At 66.0% G+C, this 24,349-nt stretch carries 20 protein-coding genes; 13 read left to right on the forward strand and 7 right to left on the reverse strand.

Annotated features, from left to right (window positions below; genetic code table 11):
- Window positions 1–917: 917 nt before the first annotated feature.
- From ACFHYQ_RS04965 to ACFHYQ_RS04990, 6 genes are all read left to right on the forward strand, one after another.
- Window positions 918–2,123, forward strand: a complete 1,206-nt coding sequence (locus tag ACFHYQ_RS04965) for a cysteine desulfurase family protein (protein WP_394299873.1) — start codon at window positions 918–920, stop codon at window positions 2,121–2,123.
- Window positions 2,124–2,186: 63 nt separating this feature from the next.
- Window positions 2,187–3,311: a DUF4007 family protein gene (locus ACFHYQ_RS04970; protein ID WP_394299874.1), complete on the forward strand. Its 1,125-nt coding sequence runs from the start codon at window positions 2,187–2,189 to the stop codon at window positions 3,309–3,311.
- Window positions 3,308–6,922, forward strand: a complete 3,615-nt coding sequence (locus ACFHYQ_RS04975) for an ATP-binding protein (protein WP_394299875.1) — start codon at window positions 3,308–3,310, stop codon at window positions 6,920–6,922. The genes ACFHYQ_RS04970 and ACFHYQ_RS04975 overlap by 4 nt, the downstream gene beginning before the upstream one ends.
- Window positions 6,919–7,755 (forward strand): phosphoadenosine phosphosulfate reductase domain-containing protein, encoded by an 837-nt coding sequence (locus ACFHYQ_RS04980; RefSeq protein ID WP_394299876.1) that lies wholly within the window; start codon window positions 6,919–6,921, stop codon window positions 7,753–7,755. The genes ACFHYQ_RS04975 and ACFHYQ_RS04980 overlap by 4 nt, the downstream gene beginning before the upstream one ends.
- Window positions 7,756–7,973: 218 nt before the next feature.
- Window positions 7,974–8,678, forward strand: a complete 705-nt coding sequence (locus tag ACFHYQ_RS04985; protein WP_394299877.1) for a hypothetical protein — start codon at window positions 7,974–7,976, stop codon at window positions 8,676–8,678.
- A 233-nt stretch (window positions 8,679–8,911) separates the two neighbouring features.
- Window positions 8,912–9,664, forward strand: a complete 753-nt coding sequence (locus ACFHYQ_RS04990; protein ID WP_394299878.1) for an adenine nucleotide alpha hydrolase family protein — start codon at window positions 8,912–8,914, stop codon at window positions 9,662–9,664.
- Here the strand turns inward: ACFHYQ_RS04990 and ACFHYQ_RS04995 are convergent.
- The 3 genes from ACFHYQ_RS04995 to ACFHYQ_RS05005 all read right to left on the reverse strand — a co-directional run bounded on the left by ACFHYQ_RS04995 (window position 9,591) and on the right by ACFHYQ_RS05005 (window position 11,855).
- On the reverse strand, window positions 9,591–9,929 hold the full coding sequence (locus tag ACFHYQ_RS04995) for a hypothetical protein (protein WP_394299879.1): 339 nt from the start codon (window positions 9,927–9,929) through the stop codon (window positions 9,591–9,593). The genes ACFHYQ_RS04990 and ACFHYQ_RS04995 overlap by 74 nt on opposite strands.
- A 4-nt stretch (window positions 9,930–9,933) precedes the next feature.
- Window positions 9,934–11,172 carry a methyltransferase, FxLD system gene (gene fxlM / locus ACFHYQ_RS05000; RefSeq protein ID WP_394299880.1) on the reverse strand — a complete coding sequence of 413 codons (1,239 nt, stop codon included), beginning with the start codon at window positions 11,170–11,172 and terminating at the stop codon, window positions 9,934–9,936.
- Between the two features lie 122 nt (window positions 11,173–11,294).
- Window positions 11,295–11,855 carry an AAA family ATPase gene (locus tag ACFHYQ_RS05005; protein ID WP_394299881.1) on the reverse strand — a complete coding sequence of 187 codons (561 nt, stop codon included), beginning with the start codon at window positions 11,853–11,855 and terminating at the stop codon, window positions 11,295–11,297.
- A gap of 329 nt (window positions 11,856–12,184) precedes the next feature.
- On the opposite strand from ACFHYQ_RS05005, the gene fxlM (ACFHYQ_RS05010) reads away from it, so the two are divergent.
- Window positions 12,185–13,399 (forward strand): methyltransferase, FxLD system, encoded by a 1,215-nt coding sequence (gene fxlM, locus ACFHYQ_RS05010; protein WP_394299882.1) that lies wholly within the window; start codon window positions 12,185–12,187, stop codon window positions 13,397–13,399.
- A gap of 139 nt (window positions 13,400–13,538) precedes the next feature.
- On the opposite strand, the gene ACFHYQ_RS05015 is transcribed toward fxlM (ACFHYQ_RS05010), so the two are convergent.
- From ACFHYQ_RS05015 to ACFHYQ_RS05030, 4 genes are all read right to left on the reverse strand, one after another.
- Window positions 13,539–14,138 (reverse strand): NUDIX hydrolase, encoded by a 600-nt coding sequence (locus ACFHYQ_RS05015; RefSeq protein ID WP_394299883.1) that lies wholly within the window; start codon window positions 14,136–14,138, stop codon window positions 13,539–13,541.
- Window positions 14,139–14,252: 114 nt separating this feature from the next.
- Window positions 14,253–14,576, reverse strand: a complete 324-nt coding sequence (locus ACFHYQ_RS05020; protein ID WP_394299884.1) for an NUDIX hydrolase — start codon at window positions 14,574–14,576, stop codon at window positions 14,253–14,255.
- 27 nt (window positions 14,577–14,603) lie between these two features.
- Window positions 14,604–15,500 carry a phosphotransferase gene (locus ACFHYQ_RS05025; protein WP_394299885.1) on the reverse strand — a complete coding sequence of 299 codons (897 nt, stop codon included), beginning with the start codon at window positions 15,498–15,500 and terminating at the stop codon, window positions 14,604–14,606.
- A complete protein-coding gene (locus ACFHYQ_RS05030; protein WP_394299886.1) occupies window positions 15,497–16,810 on the reverse strand; it encodes an NsdA family TPR-like regulatory protein in 1,314 nt (437 codons plus the stop codon). The genes ACFHYQ_RS05025 and ACFHYQ_RS05030 overlap by 4 nt, the downstream gene beginning before the upstream one ends.
- A gap of 136 nt (window positions 16,811–16,946) precedes the next feature.
- On the opposite strand from ACFHYQ_RS05030, the gene ACFHYQ_RS05035 reads away from it, so the two are divergent.
- The 6 genes from ACFHYQ_RS05035 (at window position 16,947) to ACFHYQ_RS05060 (ending at window position 24,348) form a co-directional block, all read left to right on the forward strand.
- A complete protein-coding gene (locus tag ACFHYQ_RS05035) occupies window positions 16,947–17,294 on the forward strand; it encodes a hypothetical protein (protein ID WP_394299887.1) in 348 nt (115 codons plus the stop codon).
- 86 nt (window positions 17,295–17,380) lie between these two features.
- Window positions 17,381–18,640 carry a methyltransferase, FxLD system gene (gene fxlM / locus ACFHYQ_RS05040; protein ID WP_394299888.1) on the forward strand — a complete coding sequence of 420 codons (1,260 nt, stop codon included), beginning with the start codon at window positions 17,381–17,383 and terminating at the stop codon, window positions 18,638–18,640.
- A gap of 61 nt (window positions 18,641–18,701) precedes the next feature.
- A complete protein-coding gene (locus ACFHYQ_RS05045) occupies window positions 18,702–18,896 on the forward strand; it encodes an FxLD family lanthipeptide (protein WP_394299889.1) in 195 nt (64 codons plus the stop codon).
- Window positions 18,897–19,010: 114 nt separating this feature from the next.
- Complete coding sequence (locus tag ACFHYQ_RS05050; protein WP_394299890.1) at window positions 19,011–22,115, forward strand: lantibiotic dehydratase; 3,105 nt, start codon at window positions 19,011–19,013, stop codon at window positions 22,113–22,115.
- A complete protein-coding gene (locus ACFHYQ_RS05055) occupies window positions 22,112–23,347 on the forward strand; it encodes a lanthionine synthetase C family protein (protein WP_394299891.1) in 1,236 nt (411 codons plus the stop codon). Before ACFHYQ_RS05050 ends, ACFHYQ_RS05055 begins: the two co-directional genes overlap by 4 nt.
- On the forward strand, window positions 23,329–24,348 hold the full coding sequence (locus ACFHYQ_RS05060; protein WP_394299892.1) for a thiopeptide-type bacteriocin biosynthesis protein: 1,020 nt from the start codon (window positions 23,329–23,331) through the stop codon (window positions 24,346–24,348). The genes ACFHYQ_RS05055 and ACFHYQ_RS05060 overlap by 19 nt, the downstream gene beginning before the upstream one ends.
- Window position 24,349: the final 1 nt, after the last annotated feature.

Consider the following 24,349-nt stretch of genomic DNA (forward strand, 5'->3'; position numbering starts at 1 on the left):
CGGTCTCCGGATTCGGGACTCTTTTGTGTTCAGGAAATGAGGGCGATTCGGCGAGCCCAACGGGGTGTTGAGGGATGCTCTCGCACCGTTCAAGAGCCGCACGCAGCAGTTCAGCTGCTCTTATCATGCCAGCTGTCTCGGCCGCGGCGAGAAGACGGTGCGCGCTTGTCGTTGCCTCGGTCTCCAACAGGCCACCTAACCCGCCAACGTCGAACAGCATACCTGAGCCGGATACTGGGCCGCTGATGCGTCCTCGAAGACGCGTAGCCTCTTCTTTCAGGACTCCATCGAACTCCGGCGTCGCGGGCTCGTTGTCGCATCGGGGTTCCTGAACGATCGCGAAGAGCCGGGCCACCGAATCCGGTACGCCGCTGCGGCGGGCACGTTCCAGGTTCCTCGCACGCTGCTCCTCGAAACGACCGCTGCTCACGCCAGCCATCTGCCCCGCTCTCGCCTTACGTCGATCGCGCACCCCGCCTGCATCGGTGAGTAACGCACGGCCCTAAGGGCCATCAATGCGTTACTCCGCCAAGGTCAGCACCCGTGCGGGTCAGGGACATCCTCAGCGTAGCGGAAAATCGAACTATGTTACACTTAAAGCTTCGACCAAGATCATCTGCTTCCTGGTCTCCAGTGCATGATGACACCCCCTAGAGGGCGTTCGTTTGGATGGCGTCGCGAGGTGAGCCGCTCTGCCGGCCCCGGAGCGGGGCATGCCGCAATGTTGCCGTTCCCCTGCCTGCCCATGGAGTGCCGCCGAGTTGTCGATCACAGGGCGAGCGGCGGTTTCGCGCTAGGGACTTACTTCCGTTCTCCCGAGGCTACCCATGCTGTCGTAGGGGTTAGCTAGGATCTCAGCGTGCTCCTGGCGAGTTGGAGGTTGCCCTACGAGGGAGCCCGCCAGGAGTGGCTAGAGGGTGACATGGCAGCATTTGGAGCTGAACATGGCAGGTGCGGCGGAACATATGGACGTGGTGTATCTGGACTACAACGCTACGGCTCCCCTGCGTCCAGAGGCGCTCGAAGCGACTCTGGACGCTCTCCGAAGCGTCGGCAATGCTTCTAGTGTCCATCAAGCGGGCCGAGGCGCGGCTTCACGCGTCGACCTAGCTCGTCAGCGCCTCGCCCGCCTGCTCGGCTGCGCACCGGGCGAACTCGTTTTCACCTCTGGGGCGACCGAGGCAAACAACCTGGCGCTTCGTGCAGTTCATTCAGGCGGCGGCGGGGCCATTGTCACAACTGTCGTGGAGCACCCTGCCGTGCTGGAGGCGGCCCGTGCCATCACCACAGGCGGACGCGGCCGGCTCATCGAGCTGCCTGTGAACCGGGACGGGGCCATCGAACTGGGGCCTCTGGAGGCGGCATGTCAACGAGGCCCGGTTTCAATCGTCTCGGCCATGCTCGCCAACAATGAGACCGGAGTGTTGACCGACCTGACGCCCGTGATCAAGCTGACGCGGGAGGCAGGCGCGCTAGTGCATACAGATGCGACGCAGTATGTCGGCCGGCTTCCACTGGATCTGAGCGAACTCGATGTTGATCTTCTGTCCCTATCGGCTCACAAGTTTGGGGGACCGCAAGGGGTCGGAGCACTGTTTGTGCGCCGCGGGGTGCCGTTTCCTCACCGTCCCCTCTTGCTCGGAGGGGGGCAGGAACGGGGCTGGCGCGCGGGAACGTTGAATGTCCCTGGAATTGCGGGGCTAGGCGCTGCGGCCGAAGCAGTGAGAGTGCGCCTGCACGATGAGGCGGCCCGTGTCGCTGGGTTACGCGATGCACTCGAAGCTGGGCTGACCTCCCGTCTGCCGGGCTGCCGTATCAACGGGATCAAGTCTCCACGTCTGCCTGGTGTCACCAGCGTTACCTTTCCGGACATTCCCGCAGACGCGGTCCTGGCTGCGATGCCGGACGTTGCTGCTTCTGACGGCAGCGCCTGTGCGTCGGGCGCTCCAAGCCCGAGTCATGTGTTGCTTGCAATGGGACTGAGCCGAGAGGACGCGGACTCTACGGTGCGCTTCTCTCTCGGATACGCCACCACGGAACACGACATCGAACGGGCCCTCGACACCGTAGTCCGAACTGTCAGAGAGGTTCGCAGACTCATGGGGACCTCCGCGGAGCCTTAAACCACCCGCCCTGCAGGGCGGTTCGCTCTCACCATCAAGCCGTACTATGAAAGGTCCCATCGCATGTCTGACAATCGGCTCGCCGAGGTGACCGAGCCGAAATTCTCGCGACACGAAACTTTCGCTCCTCGCTTTGGCTGGCTTCACAAGGCCCACACCGAGATTGTGAGGGACGGCACGAGGGGCAGCGATATTTTCCACCGTGACAACGCCCCTGTGCTCCTGGGGGTCGGCAAGAACATGGTGAACGCGATCCGGTTCTGGATGCAGGCGTTCAAGCTCACCCGAGAGCATCCGCACCACGACCCTGCGAATCGCGCCTATATCGCTTCTCCAACATGGCGGGCTGAGTGGCTGCTGGGAGAGCACGGTGCTGACCCCTACTTGGAAGACACTGGGAGCCTTTGGCTGCTGCACTGGTGGCTGCTGTCCAGCGAGCAGGGCGGGTATGGGGCCAAGTGCATGGTGCCAAGCTGGTACGTGATGTTCCACCTGGCGCCCTTCTCCAAAGTCACTACGGCAGAGATGATCACGTTGATCACCCGGTATGTGAACGAAAGCTATCCCGAGGATGACGTGCCGGCCGCGGAGTCGATCAAGCGTGATGTCGAATGCCTGATCAAGATGTATGCCCAAGACTTGGAGCCTAACCCACTGTCGCAGGGCAGCTTTGAAGACCAGCTGATGAGCCCGTTCCGGGAACTTGGCCTGCTGGAGGGGCAGGGGAAGGCCAAGGAGCGCGTATGGCGCTTCACCAACCGACCCCGAGGCAACCTGTCACCAGCCGTCTTGCTCTACGCGTGCCTGGACTATGCCTCGCACTTCACCGGCGGCAACTCCATCTCACTGGCACGGCTAGCCAACGAGCCGGGTGCACCGGGGCGTGCCTTCCGCATTCGGGAACCCGACCTGATCAAGGCCATTGAGCCGCTCGTCGCTGACAGCGCCGACCTGCAGCTCACCGACTCGCTGGGGCAGCAGAGTCTATCTTTCAGTGTCGATCCACAGAATCTGGCCTGGGATGTGCTCGATCAGCACTACGGCCACATCCGCCGCCAGGAGGGCTTCCCAACCGCTGAAGAGTGGATCCAGCGCTATCCGGGCCTTATCCAAGGCAGGAAAGGCCGCAAAGCCGAGAAACAGTCTGAGACGGCTGAATCGCTGGAACTGATCGAGGAGCACGCGTGACCACGGCGAACCGCCCTCTTCGAGGCACTCTTGAAGATCGAACGATCGTTCAGCTCCCAGCAGGAATCAAGCTGGTCGGTACGGAACTGCGCTCCACCAACCTGGAGCGTGATGTCCGTGAGCCACATTTGAACTCCCCTTATGTAGGAGCCAGAGCGCTGGACGTTCTGGATCGCGTCGGTAATGCGATCGCTGATCTGCGGCGGACGCGCGCCTGGTCCTTCACCGGACCTTACGGTTCGGGCAAGTCGACGCTGTCGAACCTGCTCGACGCCTTCCTCGGACATAACACTGAGAGGCAGGCCGAGGCTCGCATAGCCGTGGAGGCCACCAGCGCCAGCTTGGCCGCACGCCTTGCCCAAGCGCGTGAGGCTCTCTCCCCCAAGGGATTCCTGGGCGCGGTGGCGACCGCTCGCCGCGAGCCGCTCGCCGCTACTGTGTACCGCGCACTGGAGATCGCGGCGGAGCGTAAGTGGAAGAGGCGGCCTCCGAAGGCGGTCGCTCAGGCCCTTCACACGTGTGCGGAACGAGAGGTTCCGAGAACGGAGGACCTTCTCTCCGCACTCACTGCTCTATGCGACACGGGCCACCCGGTACTGCTGATCATCGATGAGTTCGGCAAGTCGCTGGAATACCTCGCTGCCACAGGCGACTCGGGCAACGCCGAGAGCGATGTATTTCTGCTGCAGATGCTCGCCGAGAAGGGTGCCGGCCGCTCAGGGCTGCCACTGTTCATAGTCACCCTGCAGCACCTGGCGTTCAGCGACTATGCTGCGCGATCCAGCGCTATCCAGACCAAGGAATGGGCCAAGGTTCAAGGCCGCTTCGAGGACGTCACCTTCGCGCCGAATCTCGGCGATGCAGTCCACCTGCTTAGTCGCCGCCTCGATCAGTCCTCTGTTGGTGAGGCCGGTCAGAGTCTGATCCGCCAGCAGGCGCAAGCAGCTGCCGATGCTTGGACAGAACATGCGCTGAACGCGGTTGTGCACGTCTCACCGGAGATGTTCGCCGATCTGTACCCCCTGCATCCCCTCACAGCCGTCGCAGCGCCACTCCTGGCGTTTCAGATCGGACAACATGACCGCAGCCTCGTTGGATTCCTGGCCAACGACGAGCCGAACACGGTCCGCCGCACCCTCGATGAGGCATCAACCCCCGCACCTGGACGGGCCTCCACCATCCGGCTGCCGCAACTGTATGACTACTTTTTCGCCTCTGGCCGCACCACCATCCTGGCCTCAACCAACGCCAGCCGCTGGCTGGAGGTCGACACCCGACTCAACGAGGCGCACGGACTTCCCTCCGAAGATCGGAACCTTCTCAAGGCGATCGGCATCCTGAACCTCATCGACGTCGATGGCCTTCTGCGTGCCACCCCGGCAATGATCCAGTTCGCTCTGCATAACCCAGTCGACGCCTCGGATCCCGAACGCTTCAATGACCTGCGGCAGCGCCTACAGCACCTCGTCGAATCCGGCTTCCTCACGCACAGGGCCTACAACGATGAGTACCGGATCTGGCAAGGCACGGACGTTGACATCGATGCCCGCGTCAGGGAAAAGGCCCGCCATATTGCGCCCAGTGACGTCATCGATTACCTCAGTGATCATCTGGCCACCGTATTGCCGACTGAAGTTGTCGCAGGAGCGCACACGCAGCGCACGGGCATGCTCCGGTACTTCCGTACCGCGATCAGTCTCCAGACCGACAAACTCGACGGTCCCGACGTAGTCAGCGACGCCACCGACGGCATGATGATCGTCCATCTCGGCGAGCCCGGATCCCCGCCACTGGTCAGCTCACCGTTGCCTGTGCTCATCGGGACTACCCAAGACCCCGCGACCATCTTGGAAGCAGGCATCACCCTCAGGGCCCTTGAAGACCTACGTCACGAGGTCGACATCGACCGTGTGGCGAAAATCGAGATCAATGAACGCATCGCCGAGATCTCCTACACCATCGGCACCCAGCTGGACGAGGCGTTCAACCCTCGGAGTGTCCACTCCACCTGGCACCTATGGCATAGCGGAGAAGGAACCCGCACCGAGCAGGGCGAGCCCATCGAGGCCCGTAGTTACGCCGCACTGGTATCGGCCGCCTGTGACCGGGTGTACTCCCAGACACCGCACATTCGCAATGAAATGGCCGGCCGTCACGAACTCACCAGCAACGGTGCGCGGGCTCGCCGAGTGCTCCTGTCGGACTTGTTGACCAACACTGGCCTGCCTGTCCTTGGATACGACACTGCCAAGTACTCGCAAGAGCGCGCAATGTATCACGGAGTGGTGGAATACCTCGGGCTCCACCGCGCCGTCAATGAAACAGACGGAGCTATACAAGCCGAAAGCATTGCCACACACGGCGTGTCCCGTCCGAATCCACAAAAGCACCCCGAAGTCATGCCAGCCTGGGAGTTCCTCGAGCACTCACTCAGCAATGCCACCCAGGCCACCCCCCTCGCTGACATCTACCAGCGGCTCATGGCGCCCCCATTCGGCGTCAAAGCCGGCGTCGTTCCGATCCTGATCGTGGCAGCCCTGATCTTGCGAGGTTCAGACGTCGCACTATTTGAGGAGGGAAACTACTGCCCGAGGCTCACTCCGGAGATCATCGAACGCCTCCTTAGTCCTGGAGGACCTGACCGCTTCGCCGTCAAGTCTGTGCCCGTCGGGGAGGGACAGCGCAACCTGGTTGTCGAAGGACTTGCTGCAGCTCTCAACGTGGATATCCCCCGTTCTCGAACGGCCCGTAATCCGCAGTTGTTGGCGGTGACACGAGCCATGCTGGAGCGGATCATGGTGCTGACCCCCTACGCACGCCACACCAGGCGGCTCTCTCCACAAGCTCTGAAGGTCCGGCAGGTGCTCTCCTCGGCGACCGATCCCGACGAGCTTGTTTTCAGTACCCTTCCACAGGCGCTCGGCTTCGAGCCGATTCCCGCCGCCGCACCTCAGAACAAGCAGGCAGCCCGATCATTCGTTGCTGGCTTGACCAACGCACTGGACACTATTTCGGGTGCGAGTGCCGTGCTGCGGCGGGACGTGGCGGCAGCGATCGGTGAGGCGTTTGGCATCTCCGGCGATCTCGAACAGTTGCGCGCAGGCTTGACGGAGGCACTGGGTGGGTTCGCCACCGCCCCGCTCGAAGTAGATCTGCAGGGATTCATCTCGCGCGTGCTCAACACGAGCTTGCCGGACGAAGACTGGCTCGACCCGATCATCATTCGGCTCACCAACAAGGCCCTGGGCGACTGGACCGACCAGGACCTCGCCAACTTTCCCCGGCGCGTCAAAGACATGGCCCGCCGACTCGATCGCGTCGGCCACCTTTACGAGGCGCAAGAGCCGCAGACCGATCAGGGCAAGGCAGAGCCCAAGCAGATCGAGACCCACCTGCTCACTCTCACCACACCCCAGGGAACCGAGCAGCGCACGCTCATCCACGTGCCCAAGGACGTCAGGAAGACCGTCGACGGCCTGGTTGTCAGTGTCATGCGGCAGGCTGAGCAACAGCTAGGCCCCGGCGGTGCCCGCATCCTGCTCGCCGCCCTAGCTGAGCGGCTCGCCGCGACGAACTCCGACCATGTCCCCCTACGGAAGGAGGAGCTGTGACCGAGACGAACGGCTCAAACGGAAAGACGCGCCACGTCCTTGGCATCTCCGGGGGCAAGGACTCTTCTGCGCTGGCCATCTATATGCGCGACCGTGTTCCGGAGATGGAGTATTTCTTCTGCGACACCGGCGCAGAGCTTCCGGAGACCTACGAGTACCTCAACCGACTTGAGGCCGCACTGGGCAAACCGATCGAGCGTCTCAACTCCACCCGCGATTTCGACCACTGGCTTGAGGTCTACCAGGGGACCCTGCCTAGCCCGCAGATGCGCTGGTGCACCAAGAACCTCAAGATCAAGCCGCTGGAGGCGTGGGTCGGCGATGATGACGTCATCTCCTACGTGGCCATTCGCGCCGATGAGAACCGACTCGGATACGTCAGCACCAAGCCGAACATCAAAGCGGTCTTCCCCTTCAGAGAAGATGGGATCGACCGCGCCGGCGTTGATCGCATCCTTGACGAAGCCGGCATCGGACTGCCGGCCTACTACGAGTGGCGCACCCGCTCCGGCTGCTACTTCTGCTTCTTCCAACGCAAGCACGAGTGGGTCGGCCTCAAGGACCGGCATCCCGAGCTGTTCGAGAAGGCCGTCGCCTATGAGCAGAAGGTCAACTACCAGCAGACGGCGATGAAGGACCGCAAGTACACCTGGTCCCAGGGCGAATCGCTGGAGGAACTGATCGACCGACGCGAGGAGATCGAGGACAAGCACCGCGCTGCCATGGAACGGGCTGCCAAGCGCACCAAGCCCAACCGCCCCCTCTTAGAGATCCTCTCCGACGCCCTCGACGAAGACGACGACCAGGTTGGATGCGCCGTCTGCCACCTGTGACGCGACGTGAGCTTTGATCCCTCCTCCGCCGCAGGGGGAGGGATCAAAGCTCACGGTACCCCCGTAGCCCCCCTCTGTCCGCCCATTGACCTTCCTTGAAACGCGACTCGTCAGACAGATGCGAGCGACGCATCACCGCAGCCTACGGACAAGGCACGCTACTGTTTTCCTCAGCAGAGGATGGTGAGGCTCGAAGCAGCGTTGGGGTGAAGGCGGCCATGAGCACCGGGCAGATCCCATACCTGCTGGGCTACCACGAGATCGCTCACCTCTTCCGAGTGGCACGTGACGCCCCACTGCAGTGGCGCAAAAGAACGCTCCTGAGAGAACCCGATACGGTGATCTCCGGGAGCCCCTACTGGCTGTTACCTACGGTCCTCGCCCTCGTGAAGCCAGGTCAGCGGGAAGTGGACGAGCATCGACTCGCCGACTACAAGGCGGGCATCCCCGGCGGCTATGTCGCGCATGTTCTGGAGGAACCGCCACCCTTGATCGGGCTTCAGGAGGTCTCCTGGATCTTCGACAAGACGAGTTCCGTCATTGGGCAGTGGCGCAACCGCGGCACTCTCCCCGATCCCGATCTCGTCCTGTCGGGCTCACCACTGTGGAAGGTGGAGAAGATCCTTGCCGACGCCGAGATGCGAGGCCGTTCCGTCTTCCCCGGCGCTATTGCCCGCATCCGAGCTGGGGAGAGAGCACAACCGAAATCCCGGCAGCCACGTCGGCCTGACACAGAGCAACAAGGAGTTCTCCCCGCGGAGCGGATCTTCACGAGTGAGCAAAGCGTGGCCGCGACAACCTACGTTCGGAGTGTGCTGAACGCCGGTCACGCGGTCGAGATCCGGCCCCGTCCATCCGACTGGGCAGTCCCAACCCCGGAAGATCCGCCTGAGCGTGATTCGCTAGACGACGCGAATCAATAACCAGCCTGTACTCAGATTCCTCATTTTCTTCGCATAACGGTCGCTGTAGTCATGTGATTGTGGATAACGCTTGCCACGTTGACCATAAAAAATTATGGTCAACGTGGAGGTGGAAGATGCCTGATTCAGGAGGGACGACGGCCACTGGCCGTGAACCAGACGACGCGGCGAACCCCGAGCGAGCCGAGGCGCTGAGAGTCGTCTCGTATGGGGGAGGAGTTCAGTCGACCGCATTGCTGGTGCTCGCCGCGCAACGCCAGATCGACTTTCCGACGTTCCTGTTTGCAAACGTCGGCGATGACAGCGAACACCCCGCAACGCTCGCTTACGTCCGTGAGGTTGCCATGGCGTATGCCCGGCAGCACGGCATCGAGATCCACGAGATACAGCGCCGACGCCGCGACGGGAGCATCGAAACTCTCTGGGAACGCCTTCACCAGCCTCAGTTGCGATCAATCCCTATACCCGTGCGCATGGCCAACGGCGCCCCCGGCCGCCGATCTTGTACCTCAGACTTCAAGATCAAGGTTGTAGCCCGATGGCTGCGTGAACACGGCGCGACCGCACATCGTCCCGCGGTGCTCGGCATCGGGATCTCTCTGGACGAGATTCATCGAGCCAACAAGCGCCGAAGCGATCCTTATGAGCAGATCGAGTACCCTCTCCTGGATCTCGGTCTTCGCCGGGACGACTGCGCGCAGATCATCTCCGCCGCCGGCCTGCCCGTACCTCCCAAGAGCGCATGCTTCTTCTGCCCATATAAGACCGTGGACGCATGGCGAGAGCAGCGACGCGATGAGCCCGAGCTGTTCGCCAAGTCCGTGCAACTCGAGGCTGTGCTGAACGAGAAGCGCGCCATGCTCGGTCGGGACGCCGCCTACCTGACCCGCTACGGCACTCCGCTCAACAACGCTATCCAGGTGATGGCGCCTTCATCGTCTGAAACCCTCGACTCCGGCTGCGACTCGGGCTGGTGTATGACTTGAAATCGCAGCTGCGCTGCGGCGCTTCGGCGAAGACCTGGTGCTTCCTCCAGCGTAGCTGTGGGGCCAGGTCGGGCATCGCGACGTCGGAGGCGATCAGCGCGGCGTAGTTGAGGACCCCGCTGGCGCGGGCCACCAGATCGCGGTGGCTCGCTCCGGCGGGCTCGACGGTCAGCTCGGTGAGGTGAGTGATGCGTTCGGCCAGGGGCAGCCCGGCAGCCTTGGGACGGCTGACCAGCGGGATACGGGCGGCTATCGCGGAGATCATCGGCTCAGCTCCTGCGCGGCCAGTCGACGACCAGACGGCTGTAGGTCTTGTCGATGACGAAGCGCCCTTCGGCGGCCGTCAGCTGGTCGCGGGCATCGCCTACGGCCATGCGGAAGCCGGGTTCCGGGGCGGTATTGCCCCAACCGCGGTCCCATTCGCCGATCTCGGTGGCGACCTGGTCGGCGAGGTCGGCGGCGCGCCGGCCGTGGCCGATGACGCCGATCTCCCAGAACCTGCCCTGCTCGTCCTCGCCTTCGCGGACGGTCAGGTAGGCCAGGGTGTCGCCGTCGAGCGCGGCCATGGAGCCCCAGCCGAAGTGCGGGGTGAAGCCGGGGCGGGACCCAGGCATGCGGGACAGTCCGTTGGGCAGCACACACGCCAGGTACAGGTACAGCCACTGCCAGGGGTCCCCCTGACGGAACTTCACACCGGAGTAGACCTTGGCCTGCGGCTGGTCCAGGACGGTGCACATCGCCTCGCGGTCCACGTCCTGCTCGCTGAAGGTCTCCAGGCGCACGTTCCCCTCCCCAGCCATGGACACGAGGGTGTAGATGTCGTCGCAGACGCCCTTGCGCAGGGGCACGAACGTCGCCATCTCGCACGAGACGGCCTTCCAGGCGTCGCCATCGCGTTCGAAGGCGAAGGATCGTGAGATGCTGCCGCGGATCCGCATCGGGATGACCAGCCGTCCGCCGGGGGCGAGCTGGTCGAGGATCCTCACGGGGATGTCGCCGGCGCCGACGGTGAACTGGATGCGATCGAAGGGGGCGTGGTCGGGAAGGCCGGCGGCGCCGTCGGCCAGCACGACGGTCACGTTCGACGACTCGGCCTGCGCGAGGTTCTTTCGGGTGCCCTCGACGAGGTCCTGGTCGACGTCCACGGTCCACACGTGGCCGCCGGGGGTCACGAGCTCGCTGAGCAGGTGTGCGTTGTAGCCGGTGGCGGCCCCGGCTTCCAGGATTTTGTGGCCGGGCTTGGCGCCCAGCTGTTCCAGCTGGGTGGCGACGATCGAGGGTGCGGAGATGCAGGAGATCATCTCGCCTGTCTCGTCGTGTTTGATGGGCACGGCGTCGTCGACGTACGCGGCCTGAAGGTCGACGCCGGGCAGGAACCGGTGGCGTTCGGTGTTCCGGAAGGCGGCGATGGCTTCGGGGGTGCGCAGGTGGCCGCTGCCGATGAGGCGGGTCACGAGCGCTTCACGCAGCTCGGCGGGGCCGGTGGCCGGGGTCACGGCGGTCTCCATTCGGGTGAGAGTAGAGGCTGGGGAGGAGGACCGGCAGGTAGACACGTCGGCTGCCTCCCTCCGTGGAAAGGCGGCCGGATCCCAGGGGATGACGGCTGCTCATTGCCGCGCGCCCCGGCGCGTCAGCGAGGTTCATGGCTGGATGCGTCACCGATGATCTGTAGTGCGAGATCGGCGGCCTGGGCCGGGGTGAGCGTGGTGGTGTCGATGACGTGCGCTTCCTCGGTGAGCCATTGGTCGTACGCCTCGTCGTAGCGGGGCAGGTTCTCCAGCCGGAAGTCGATTACCCGCTGCGATCGAACGGGGTCGTCTGGGAACATCGAATGGCCTGTGATGCGATGTCGCACGGTGGCGGTGTCGGCGTGCAGGACGATGTGGCAGACGGTGATGCCGTGTTTGTCGAGCGCGGAGAAGATCTCGTGAGCGTAGTCCCTGCGGAGCAGGCTCATGGGGGCGATGAGCGTACCGCCGGTGTAGGCGAGGATCTCGGCGGCTGTGGCGGCGACCAGGGGTCGCCAGGGCGGGAGGTCCTGGAAGTCCTTCTCTCGTCCGGGCAGGATCGTCCGGAGCATGAAGCCGACTTCTTCGGGGTCGAAGAGCGTGCTGCCCGGGATTCGCGGCAGGAGTTTGTCGGCGACGGAGGTCTTGCCTCCGCCGAAGGGTCCGTTGAGAAAGACGATCATCGCGGGCTCCTCGTGTGCTCATGGTGATGTCATCCGCGTCAGCATCGCAGGCGGGGAAGGACTGCCGAGTTGGTTCGGGCGGCGGTGGTTGCGGCGGACGAAGGTGCCGGTGGCCGACCACTTGACCAGCAGATGGGAGAACTCCTCAGGCCCTACGCGCGGTACTCGCCCATCACGTCCTGTTCGCCTGGAACCGGGTGGGCATTCATGTTCAGCAGCAAGCCCTTCTGGCAGCGGCAGCGGCCGAGGTCGTCTTCCGGCAAGAACGCTTCCACCGAGCCGCGCCGATCTCTCATCTCCCCTCACCCTCGCCTACTACGCTGAGCGCGGTGACATCCGACATCGCCAACACAATCCCAGACGCCGAGCAGCTGCGGGATGCCCTGATCGAGCAAATCCGCGATCTCGGAAAACTCCGATCTGCCCAAGTCGAGGCCGCATTCCGCGCGATACCGCGGCACCTGTTCCTACCTGATGTGGACCTGCCGACGGCATATGCTCGCCGTCCCGTCATCATCAAGCGCGGCGACGATGGGACCGCCCTGTCGTCGGCCTCCTCACCCGATCTGGTGGCAGCGATGCTGGAGCAGCTTGATCTCCGGCCCGGCCACCGAGTGATGGAGATCGGTGCCGCTACCGGCATCAACGCCGCCCTGCTGGCCGAGCTGGTCGGTCGGAGCGGCCAGGTCGTCACCATCGAGATCGACGGTGACCTGGCTGATGGAGCCCGCGCTGCCCTGGCCGCGGCCGGATATCACCAGGTCGAGGTTGTCTGCGCGGACGGCGCGAGCGGCTACCCCGCCCGCGCGCCGTACGACCGGGTCATCGCCACCGCGGGGGCGGGGGATCTGTCCACGGCATGGTGGCAGCAGCTCGCCGCCGGTGGGCGGCTGGTGGTGCCACTGCGCCTGCACGACAGCGGCCTGACCCGCTCCATCGCGTTCGACCTCCAGCAGCCGGACCGGATGGTCAGCAGATCGGCTCTGGTCTGCGGGTTCGTGCCCATGCGCGGCACCGCGTTCTACGGCGGACGCTCCCTTCAACTCGCCGATAACGTCGTCCTCCACCTCGATGCCGGAGACCTCGGCGACGAGGCAGCGCTGGGCCGGGCCCTCGCCTATCCAGCACATGGGCACTGGACTGGCATCGAGATCCACGACGATGAGCCGGTCGAGCACCTCGATCTGTGGCTGGTCACCACCGGCAGCCGCTTCGCCCGCCTTTCCTCCGGATCGCAAGCACGTGACAGCGGCCTGGTTGCCCCGGCCCTGCGCTGGGCAGGCGCGGCCCTGCACGACGGCGGGACCATCGCCTACCTCACGCTGCGCCCGCACGGCAGCGGCGTCGACGAACTCGGCGTGATCGCCCACGGTCCGGACAGCCGCCAGTTGACCGATGAAACCGCCGACCTGCTGCACCAGTGGAACCGTCAGCGGCCTGCCCAGCCCGTCATCACCGCCTATCCAGCCGAGACGCCCGAAGAGCATCTCGCCTCCGGATACCGCATCGACAGGCCAGACACCCGGTTGACCATCGCATGGTGATCGAGGCGCCTCGTAAGGGAGGGCACGAACGTGGGGAAGACCCGACCCGACCAGGCACCGGAATCGCTGAGCCTGCACGACATCATGGCCCAGCGGTTTCCTCCGGATACCCTGGGCCTTCTCAGCTGACAAGCTGGACCTAGAGGCCACCGGCGCCAGCGCTGCCGTCCACTGTCACACCCGGATCCGAGTAGCCAAGTAGGGCTGCGAGTCTGCCGGACAGCCGTTCTCCGGCCTTGATCGCATGCACAGGCGTCCACCGGATGCCATTGATCTCGCTGATGTCTGGCCGCAGGGTCTGGGCAGCGTCTACGTGAACGGCGAAGGCGAAGTCCAGATGCCAGTGCGCAGGCTCGTCTCGGCTGGGCCGAGCGGGGACGTCGCCTAGCAACACCTCGACCGGGCCTGCCGCGGCCGGCGAGGTATCGGCGGGGCGAATACCGGTCTCCTCACACAGTTCCCTCAGCCCAGCGTCGAGTAGGGAACCATCGCAAGGGTCCAAATGACCCCCAGGTGGCAACCACAGATTGAGGAACCGGTGATGGACCTCCAGCATCAGCCCGCTGGGATTGATGGCCGCCACACTGCACGTGACATGACCCTGAAAGTGGGAACGGGGGGTGATATCCACGCCATCGAGGAGCGCGCGGACAGCGATCTCAAGGTCCTGCAGCTCATCCGGATAGGCGGCAAGATAGGCCAAGAGCGCTTCCTGCACTTCCCGCATAGCGACCGCCACGGGGACTCCTTCTCTAATGCCAGTAAATGCAACAGGCGTTGATCCAACCAGGTAGGTGCCGCCGCAGCTCCGCAGAACACTCCCCCCTCCGCTCCTCATCGCCACTGAGCCAGTTCAAGCCGCCTTCGGCGACACCAAATCATGATCGTTTGCTAGCTCGGAGAAGCGCACTGCCGCGGCGATCAGCGTGGTATCGGTCGGCTCGAGGTGACCCCCGGGCTGCAACGTGATCCCATACGCGCGGTGCTCGACAAGCAGGATCTCAGCGTTACCGCGGACCAGCAGCGCACCGACGGTCACGTGCATCGGGAAAGTCCGCCGCGAGGCGAAATCCCTTCCCTGAGACAGCAGTCGCACCGGCTCGGACAGCAGCGCGGCCTCGTCCGGGTAGCGCTCAAGGTAGGCGGCGACCTCCCTGTCGTGCAACATGGTGATCAACGCAGTCTGGGCGGGCGTGAGACCTTGTTACGGAACTGGACGCCAGTCAGGCCAGGGGCGCGGACCTCGCTCGCCACGGATGGAGGCCAGGCGCCGTACGACTTCACCGTGGCGGGCCGGGTTCTCTGCGGCTACCTGGGCGGCCATGCAAGTCATGCGGAACTCGCGGATGTCCCGCAGGGTCTCGAATCCCTCCCAGGTGGTGACGTCGTACCCGTAGACGCCGACGAAGTCTACGTAGTCCTCGACCGGGATGCCTCCGAGCGAGAACACCTTCACCGCCGTAGATACCAGGTCCCACTCCGGCGGGCCAACCGAGCAGCGTTCCAGGTCCAGCAGCACGACCTGGCCGCCCTCGGTGGACACGACGTTGCCCACCCAGGCATCCCCGTGGACCACGCACTCCGGTCGGCCGGGCGGCAGCTCGGCGTAGCGCTCCATCAGATGCTTCAGGTGGTCGTGCATCCAGGCGCGATCGGGCTCCGGCAGCGTGCGTGCCCGGTCGATCCGCTCGGCGAGCCGTACGAACGGGTCCAGTGGGGCGATGTCGATGCCGGGAGGAATCGGCAAGTCGTGTAGGCGCCGCAGAGCGGTCGCGACCTGCCGTGCCGTACCGTTCCGGTGCGGCGGCAGCTCGCGCCAGAACGTCACGGCCCTGCCGTCGACGTCGACGGGCTGGGCCACGTCCGGGAGTACCTGTACAGCGGGCACACCGGAGGCCTCGAGCCATCGGGCGATGCCGACCTCGCGAGCGGCGGCCGGGGCCTGGCCCGGGCGAGTCACCCTGGCGATGACCCCCGCCCCCAGCCGGTAGATGGTGTTCTCACTGTGGCGGACCAGCACGGCATTGCCGGCGTCAAGGCCAGCCTGCAGGCAGGCCTCTTCCAGCACGAGCCGAGCTGGGGCGTCGGAGGAGCCGGTCACGCCTGTATGGCCTCCTTGATGCTGTGCCGGAGTTCGGCAACCGAGCCGCGGCGCTGGTGGGGTACGGCGGTGCGGTGGAGCTCGCGTAGGTCGTCTGCGGCGCGCCGGGACCGGATGGCGCCGGCGTCGCGAACGGCATGTGCGCCGATGGCAGCGGCCTCGTCGGGATCGCCGGTGGCCATGGTAAGGGTGGCGAGCTTGATGCCGCTGATCGCGCGGGACCGGACGTAGGCGGGGGCGTGGCCAGCTACCGCAGCTGCGAGCCGTCGGGCCGCCTCGTCGGGTGACCTGCTGCGTATTGAGAGGTCGAACAGCGCATGTCCGGTGTCGCCGGCGTGCTGGGCGGCGTCGTAGTAGCGCATCCACGGCGCTTCCTCGTTCGGCCGGATCCGGGTGAACGCTTCATCGGCCAGCCCGACCGTGGTCAGGGTGTCCTGGTGCCGGCCGAGTTTGGCCAGGGCACGGGCGCGGGCCGACAGCAGCATGGCGCGTTCGGCAGGGGTCAGCTTGTCGGAGCGGACCAGGGCCATTTCCACCAGGGTCAGGCCGGTGTCGGGGTCGCCGCACCAGATGGCCTGGCGGGCCATGCTGGACATCACCTTCGCCCGCAGGTGCCAGTCGCCTGCCTCCTCCGCGCAGGCCAGGGCCAGGCGGAACATGCGCCGCGCGTCGTCGTGCGCGTAGGCGTCGAACGCCATGAACCCGGCCGCGTGGCCGAGGAATCCCACGGCCGCGTACAGGTCGTCATGGAGCCGCGCCGGGCAGCGGGCCTTCTCCAGCAGCGCGACCGACTGCCGTAGCTGTGCGTTGACGGCCTCCCGCACCAGGCTCCCGCCGTAGGTGTGGTCCCAGGTGGCGAAGACGGACGCGATCGTGCGGATCTCCTGGATGTCCTGCTCGCCGACCACGGCAGGCAGCGCTGCCGCCTCGACGGAGGTCAGCAGGTTGGTGAGGGGAATGGTCAGAGCGGTGCCAAGGGCCGTACGGAGGAAGGCTTTACGGTCCACACCGGAAACGCTAACCCCGACCGGTGCCTGTCGGCGAGGGCGGTGAAATCCCAGATCTCCGTCGGTACGAGCCTTCAGGATGTGCCGCAGGGCTGCCCGGTAGTCGGAGTTCGGCCAGCTCACGAGCCCTCGTTCCAGCTTGCCGACGTAGTTCGCGGTCAGGCACGCGACTCGTCCCAGATGCTCGTGAATCCAGGCGTTGACCAGGTCGGCCAGCTCCTGGCGTGACATGGGCTCACCGGGCACATGGGGAGATTCGCGCTGTTCACGGGCATGGCGGAGCCGGTCGTTGGGCTCGGGCATGGCGGCTCTCCTCTCGGGGGGCGGCGCGCCGTCATGGTCGCACACAGTCACCGCCTTGTCTGGCGAATCTGCCCCCAATCTGCCCCCGGACTGCCCCGCTGTACGGCGTTCCTCATCGGCAGCCGGGAGCGGAAAGTTGACCTGTTCCGCCCGACCTACCTGGATCACCCCCGAACCGGAGTTCATCGTCATGACGACCGATCCCAAGCAGGCCATCGAGCATCTGGAGAAGCTCATGGCGGAGCTGGAGGCGCGTCGCTTCGCCGTACGGGTGCATGCTCCGCCGGGCCGCGCGCCGCACTTGGAGGTCATCAACCTCGCGGCGCCTGTCCTGGCGGAGAAGGTGCTCGCTGCTCAGGAGGCCGATGGGGTCTGGGCCTTCTACTTCCCCTGGCCCCAGCTCATCGCCCCCGTCAACGACATCTCCACCGCTGTCGACCGGATCGAACGCGTCCTGGCCGAAGTCGGCCGCGCCGACCCGTGAACCGGCTCACGATGAACGAGCCGGGGCCCGCCCCGCGCAAGCCCCTCCACCTTCCACCCCATCGGTACAACAACGAGGACAACCGCGTGAGTGAAGACAGGAAAGACGACGCCGCTGACACCCGACGCGCCGCCGAGCTGCGCGGTCGACTCGTAGACGAGCTCGTCGCCGCCGGACACATCACCTCCGCCGAAGTCGAGACAGCGTTCCGTACGGTTCCCCGACACATGTTCGCCCCCGAGGCGAGCCTGGAGGAGGCCTACGCCCAGGACATCGTGGTCGTCAAGCGGAACGAGCACGGCACCCCGATCAGCACGGTGTCCGCCCCGGAGATCCAGGCGTTCATGCTGGAACAGGCGGCCATCGGCTCGGACATGCGGGTTCTGGAGATCGGCTCCGGAGGGTTCAACGCCGCGCTGATCAGCGAGCTGGTCGGCCCCACCGGCCAGGTCACCACCGTGGACATCGACCCCGACGTCACCGACCGGGCGGCCAGGTTCCTGCAGGCGGCCGGGTACTCCCGAGTGAACGTCGTGCTGGCCGACGCCGAAGCCGGAGTGCCGGAGTTCGCACCGTACGACCGGATCCTTGTCACGGTCGGCGCCTGGGACATCCCGCCGGCCTGGCGTGAGCAACTGGCCCCGGGCGGGCGGATCGTCGTACCGCTGCGGATACGGGGCCTGACTCGGTCTCTCGCTCTGGACCGTGACGGCGACCACCTGGTGGCGCAGTCGGCCATGATCTGCGGATTCGTCAAGATGCAGGGCGACGGCGCCCACCATGAGCGCCTGCTGTTGCTGCGCGGCGAGGAGATCGCCCTGCGCTTCGACGACGGCTTCCCCGAGAACCCGCACCTGCTGGACGGGGTGCTGCGCACCGAACGGATCGAGGTGTGGACCGGCGTGACGGCCGGGCGCGGGGAGTCGTTCGCGACACTGCAGCTGTGGCTGGCCACCACCTTGGCCGGGTTCTGCCTGCTGGCCGCCAGCGGCGACGAAGCTGACGGCATCCTGGTGGCCCCGGGCAACCGATGGTTCAACCTGGCCATGGTCGACGGCGACTCTTTCGCCTACCTCGCGCTGCGCCCTGTCGGACCCGACGGGATGTCCGAGTTCGGAGTGCACGCCTTCGGGCCCCATGCCAAGCAGATCGCCGAGACGATGGCCGACCAGATCCGCACCTGGGACCGCGACCAGCGACACGGACCCGGCCCTCAATTCGCCGTCTGGCCGATCGACACCTCGGACGACCTCCTGAACGCCAGCCCGGACGGCAAGCCGGAGAACGTCCTAATCACCGACAAGCGGCACAGCCGCATCACGATCTCCTGGCCTGCCGCGGGCTGATCCCGCTGCGCCGGCCAGGCCGTACCCCCTCACTGCCCACCGAGTAAGGAGAGTGATCGCAATGGTCCCAAGCCCGGCCGCGCTCGTCGAGGACGTCCCCCTCGACGTCGCCGACCTGGACGCCGAGTTCGAACTGGACATGAAGGTGGTCGAGGCGACTTACCCGATCGCCAAGCTGTCCTGCGACACCAGCGACAACTGCGGCGCAAGCTGCAGCGGCAGTGCCTGCAACTCCAGCATGAACGACCCCTTCTAACGGCCGCCACGCCGTCGGCACCGCTTCTGAGTCGCCCACGCGGTGCCGACGGCACTCGCCATGTCAGCTCCAGAAACGGACGTGAGGCCAGTAAGGGAGGGAGAGAAGACAGCAATGAAGTCGGCAACGCTCTACCAGCACGTCGGCCCGGTGCTCGTACGCGCCACGACCCATGCCGGTGGCCTGGACATGCCCGAGGGTCTCGGCCTGTTCGACGACGAGGCCGTAGGGGAGACCGGGCGCCGTTGGCTGACGACGCTCTGGCAACACGACGAGATCCGCGCCGCCATGCAGACGGCGAGCCCCGTGCTGGCCCGGCAGATCGACAGGGTGACGGCCGGAGAAATCACTGAAATCCGGCAACTGCGGCGGATCGTCATCTCGACGGCGTCCTACATGGTGCGGTGGCAGCGGCGGCCCACCCCCTTCGGCCTGTTCGCGGGCATAGCCGCAGCGGGAACGGGGAAGCCGAAGGTCCGCTTCGGCTCGGCGCATCAACTGGTCGCTATGGCGGACGCGCAGTGGCTCGGGCGGATCATCGACGACCTGGAGCGAAATCCCGCCCTGCTCCTGCGGCTTCCGGTCGTCGTCAACAACACCGGTTTCGTGCGCGGTGACCGGTTCGTCGTCTCCGGCCGATCCGGTGAGGCCGGACCGGAGTCGCTCGCACCGCTCGAGTTCTCCATCCGCTACACGCGTCCGGTACGCGCCGCCCTCGCCCACGCGGCCGAGCCGATCCGGCTCGGCGAACTGGACGAACGGCTCCGCGCGCAGTTCCCCGCCGCACCGCCGGAGCGCATCACGTGCCTACTTGCTGACCTGGTCGAGCGCGGCGTCCTACTCACCAGCCTTCGGGCCCTGATGACCAGCGTCGACAGCCTCGACCACCTGAAGGACCAACTCCAGGCGGCAGGGGCCCGGGATCTGCCCGATGTCGCCGAACTGCTGGATACCCTCACCGACATCAGTGCGGAGCTTTCCCACCTTCGCCAGATCACGCACCTCGCCGAGGTCGAGCCGATACGGCAACGCGCGGCCGAACGCATGACGACGTTGTGCTCGGCCATCGAGCAGCCGCTCGCCCTCCACGTGGCGCTCGACTGCGACATCACCATCCCCGACGCGGTGCTCGCCGAGGCAGAGGCCGCCACCACGACGCTGTTGCGCCTGACCCCGAACCCGTTCGGCTCCCCAACCTGGAAGGACTACCACTTCCGGTTCCGCTTCCGATACGGCCCCGGCGCGGTTGTCCCAGTACGCGAGCTGATCGCCGACTCCGGACTCGGCTATCCATCAGGGTTTCTCGGCGCACCACGCGAGCGGGCCGCGCGCACCCTGACCGAACGCGACGAAACACTGCTGGCACTCATCCAACAAGCCGCCGCCGACGAATCGCCGGAAATGGAGCTGACCGAGCGAGTGATCAGTTCGCTGGCAGTCGGCGACCATTCCGGGATGCTCCCACCCCCACGAGTTGAGCTGGCCTTCAACCTGCTGGCTACCTCCCCCGATGCCCTGTCCCGAGGGCGGTTCCAGCTGTGGGTGACTGGAGCCCCGAGTCCGGCGAGCAGCATGGCCGGGCGGTTCGCCCACCTGCTCCCCGAGGAAGACCAGCGCCGTCTGGCCGGCTCCTTCGCCCAGACCGCCAGCAACGCCCTCGCGGCACAGCTGTCGTTCCCGCCTCGGAAACAACGCAATGAGAACATCGCCCGGGCACCGCGACTCCTGTCGGCCACGATCCACCTGTCGGAGCACCATGACACCGACGGCGTGCACATTCGGCTGGACGACCTCGCGGTAACCGCCGATGCCTCCCAGATGCACCTCGTGCAGCTCTCCACGGGTACTGTGATCCACCCGCGGGTGCTGCACGCACTGGAGGCTTCCGTACAGACTCCGCCGCTCGCACGTTTCCTCGCCGAGATTTCCCTGGCGCGCTGCGGCGTCTATGGGCCATTCGACTTTGGGGCTGCCCGCCGCCTACCCTTCCTGCCTCGAGTACGGCATGGCCGTACAGTGCTCGTCCCAGCACGCTGGCTGCTGGCCGCCGCCGACCTTCCCGCGCCGACGGCAACGATGGCCGAATGGGAGAAGGCGCTGGACGCCTGGCGAGCACGATGGCGTGTTCCGGCGGCCGTCGTACTGTGCCAAGGAGAGCTGCGCCTCCCGCTCGACCTGGACCACCGCCTACACCGAGGGTTGCTGCGCGCCCGTCTGGATCGCGCTGGCCGCGTCGAACTGCGGGAGACCCCGGCACTCGAGGAGTTCGGCTGGATCGGAAGAGCTCACGAACTCCTCGTCCCGCTCATCACCACCCGCACATCCGTGAGCGCCAACCAGCCGATCACGGTGTGGTCGCCTGCGGTCGCGGCCAGGGACACCGAGCTGCCAGGGTCGTCGTCGTTGCTGTACGCGCAACTGTTCGGCCATCCGGCACGCTTCGACGAAATCCTCACTACCCACCTGCCACACCTGCTCGACCAAGTCGACGACCTGCTGACGCGGTGGTGGTTCCGCCGCCACCGAGACCAGACACGGCCCGAAGAAGAGCAGCACCTTGGGCTGTACCTGCGCCTGCGGGGACCCGAACACTTCGGAGACGCCGCCGAACGGCTCCCACGTTGGGCTGCGGACCTTCATGCGAGGGGCCTGCTAGCGCATATGAGCCTCGCCACCTACCAGCCGCAGACCGGCAGGTACGGCCACGGCGCGGTGATGGACGCCGCCGAGGATGTCTTCGCCACCGACTCCGCCGCTGCCCTCGCCCAGCTCACGATCGCAGCCGGCACCAGCATCCCCGGCCAGGCCATCGCCGCCGCCTCCATGACCGACCTCGCGACCAGCTTCGCCGCCAATTCGGAGGCAGGGTTGCGCTGGCTCATCAACCAGCTCCCGCGAATACAGGGCACGCTGGAACGCTCCCTGCGCGACACGGCACTGCTGCTCACCGATCCCGCCGACAACCACGCCGCACTGCGCGCCCTGCCGTACGGCGAGACCGTCGGCGCAGCCTGGAAACGACGGAGAAAGGCGCTGTCCATCTACCGACGGAGACTGGCGAAGGACCGTGACCCGGACACAGTGCTCCGCTCGCTGCTGCACGACCATCACATACGCGCTGTCGGCATCGACCTCGAACGCGAACGCGTCACCAACCGCCTGGCCCGCGTCGCCGCGCAGCGCCAAGCCGCCCTCATCGAGAGGGGGACGCGCACGTGACACCCCGGACAGCCGAAGGAATCACCGCTGCCGACCGGATCGCCGCCCGACTGGCGGAGGCTCAATCAGTGCCCGATGCCGCCAACCAGCGGTGGCAAGCCCAGTCCCTGTCGCGGGGTCCAGGGGGCGTCGCGCTACTGCACATCGAGCGCGCTCACACGGGATCGAGTTCGTGGGAGACAGCACACACCTTGGTGAAGGCGGCCACCAGCACCCAGATCAGCGCAGCCGATGACGTGGGACTCTACATAGGCGCGCCAGCGATCAGCTTCGTGCTGCACGCGGCCGGAGCCGACGGCGTGTCGCGCTACCGGACCGCCCAGACCCGGCTGGACGAGCATGTGATCAGGCTCGTCCATCGCCGCGTGGACGCCGCGCTCGCTCGGATCAACCGCGGCGAGCCAGCGGAGTTCGCCGAGTACGACCTGTTCTACGGTCTGACCGGAATCGGGGCGCTGCTGCTCCGGTTCCTGCCAGGCAGCGACGCCCTCGGACGGATCCTCAGCTACCTGGTACGCCTGACGGTACCGCCGCGCGGCGACGAGAGCCGCGAGGTGCCCGGCTGGTGGGTGACCCACGACCCCGACCCGATCCTGCCGACTCCCGGCGGTCACGCGAACCTCGGACTCGCCCACGGCATCAGCGGTCCCCTGGCGCTTCTCGCTCTGGCGACGCGCCGCGGAATCGTCGTGGACAGGCATCTCGAAGCCATCGAACGGATCTGCGATCACCTGGACCGCTGGCGGCAGGAGAGCGATTCCGGTCCCTGGTGGCCGCAGTGGATCGGCCGCGAGGAACTGCGGATCGGCGTTCCGAGACAGCCCGGTCCGGGCCGCCCGTCGTGGTGCTACGGCACTCCCGGCCTCGTCCGTGCCCAGCAACTCGCCGCCATTGCCACCCGGGACACCACACGTCAGCTGCTGGCGGAGAAAGCCTTGGTCGCGTGTCTGAACGACCCTTGCCAGCTTGAGCGGCTCACCGACATCGGGCTGTGCCACGGCTGGGCCGGGCTCTACCAGACTGCCTCACGCGCGGCAGCGGACGCACTCAGGCCAGATATCGGCGAGAAGCTTCCGTACCTTGCCGAACGACTCGTGCGGTGCGCCGACAACACAGAGCGCGACCCTGACGGGTTCCTCGACGGCGCCGTTGGCCTCGCTCTCGCCCTGCACGGCGCGACCCGCACCGCGCCACCGATCTCCGGATGGGACTCATGCCTTTTGATCGCCTGACCCGGCCACGGAACACGACCGACAACCCGCAGACCGAACCGCGCACGCTGGCCGAAGGGGTTCTGGCGGTCCTCGCTGGGCTGCCCCTTGAACAGGCAGCCGCCGAGATCCGTATCACGCCCGTCGACCTCTCAGAAGCGATCGCGGCGTACCAGGCCGCCGGGAAGGCCGCCCTCGATACCCAAGCCGCGGATTGCGACTGGTACCAGGTCCACGTTCAATTCCCCGACTGGAACAGCGCCGAGCACGCCGCCACTACCGGCCTGGCCCAACAGATGAACCGCCTCCGCGAATCCGGCGCCATCGTCGGCTGGTGGTTCATCCGCAAGCACCCATGCTGGCGGCTACGCCTACGAGCCGCTCCGGCCATCGTGCCAGCCGGCCTGCGGACCGCCGTGGACGCCGTCCTTGACGACCTGACCGCGGCAGGCACGATCTCGCGCTGGTGGCGAACCCGCTACGAGCCAGAAACCGCGGCCTTCGGCGGTGCGATCGGCATGGGCATCGCCCACGACCACTTCTGCGCCGACAGCGGCGGCGTGTTGGACTTCCTGGCCCGAGCCGAGCCTCTCGTCGGCCGACGAGAACTGTCCGTACTGCTGTGCAATGCCATGTTCCGAGCAGCACGGTTGGACGGGTTCGAATGCGGCGATGTCTGGCACCGAGTAGCCCAACTACGTCCTCTCCCCGGCGACGTCCCGACGGACCGACTGAAGGAACTCACCGACCGTCTCCGCACGCTATTGATGGCCGACGTACGACCAACCGGTGCCCTCTTCGGTGCGATCGGCCCGCTGGCCTTCGCGGCCGACTGGGCCTCCGCGTTTGAGCGAGCGGGTCACGCCTTGGGCCAGGCGGCAGGCGACGGACGGCTGGAGCGAGGAGTACGCGCCGTCCTCACACATCTTGTGATCTTCCATTGGAACCGCCTCGGCCTGTCCGCCACCACGCAAGCAATCCTCAGCCGCGCGGCACGCGAGGTCCTACTTCCCGGGAGCTGAA

It is taken from the genome of Sphaerimonospora cavernae, assembly GCF_042435035.1.
Classification (GTDB): domain Bacteria; phylum Actinomycetota; class Actinomycetes; order Streptosporangiales; family Streptosporangiaceae; genus Sphaerimonospora; species Sphaerimonospora cavernae.

Excerpts from the sequence above, each read along its gene's own strand:
- ACFHYQ_RS05030 (WP_394299886.1), bottom strand. The coding sequence starts at position 16,810 with ATGCCCGAGCCCAACGACCGGCTCCGCCATGCCCGTGAACAGCGCGAA.
- ACFHYQ_RS04985 (WP_394299877.1), top strand. The coding sequence starts at position 7,974 with ATGAGCACCGGGCAGATCCCATACCTGCTGGGCTACCACGAGATCGCT.
- ACFHYQ_RS04995 (WP_394299879.1), bottom strand. The coding sequence starts at position 9,929 with ATGATCTCCGCGATAGCCGCCCGTATCCCGCTGGTCAGCCGTCCCAAG.
- ACFHYQ_RS05050 (WP_394299890.1), top strand. The coding sequence starts at position 19,011 with ATGAAGTCGGCAACGCTCTACCAGCACGTCGGCCCGGTGCTCGTACGC.
- ACFHYQ_RS04970 (WP_394299874.1), top strand. The coding sequence starts at position 2,187 with ATGTCTGACAATCGGCTCGCCGAGGTGACCGAGCCGAAATTCTCGCGA.
- ACFHYQ_RS05005 (WP_394299881.1), bottom strand. The coding sequence starts at position 11,855 with ATGATCGTCTTTCTCAACGGACCCTTCGGCGGAGGCAAGACCTCCGTC.
- ACFHYQ_RS05045 (WP_394299889.1), top strand. The coding sequence starts at position 18,702 with ATGGTCCCAAGCCCGGCCGCGCTCGTCGAGGACGTCCCCCTCGACGTC.
- ACFHYQ_RS05060 (WP_394299892.1), top strand. The coding sequence starts at position 23,329 with ATGCCTTTTGATCGCCTGACCCGGCCACGGAACACGACCGACAACCCG.
- fxlM (WP_394299880.1), bottom strand. The coding sequence starts at position 11,172 with ATGGAGACCGCCGTGACCCCGGCCACCGGCCCCGCCGAGCTGCGTGAA.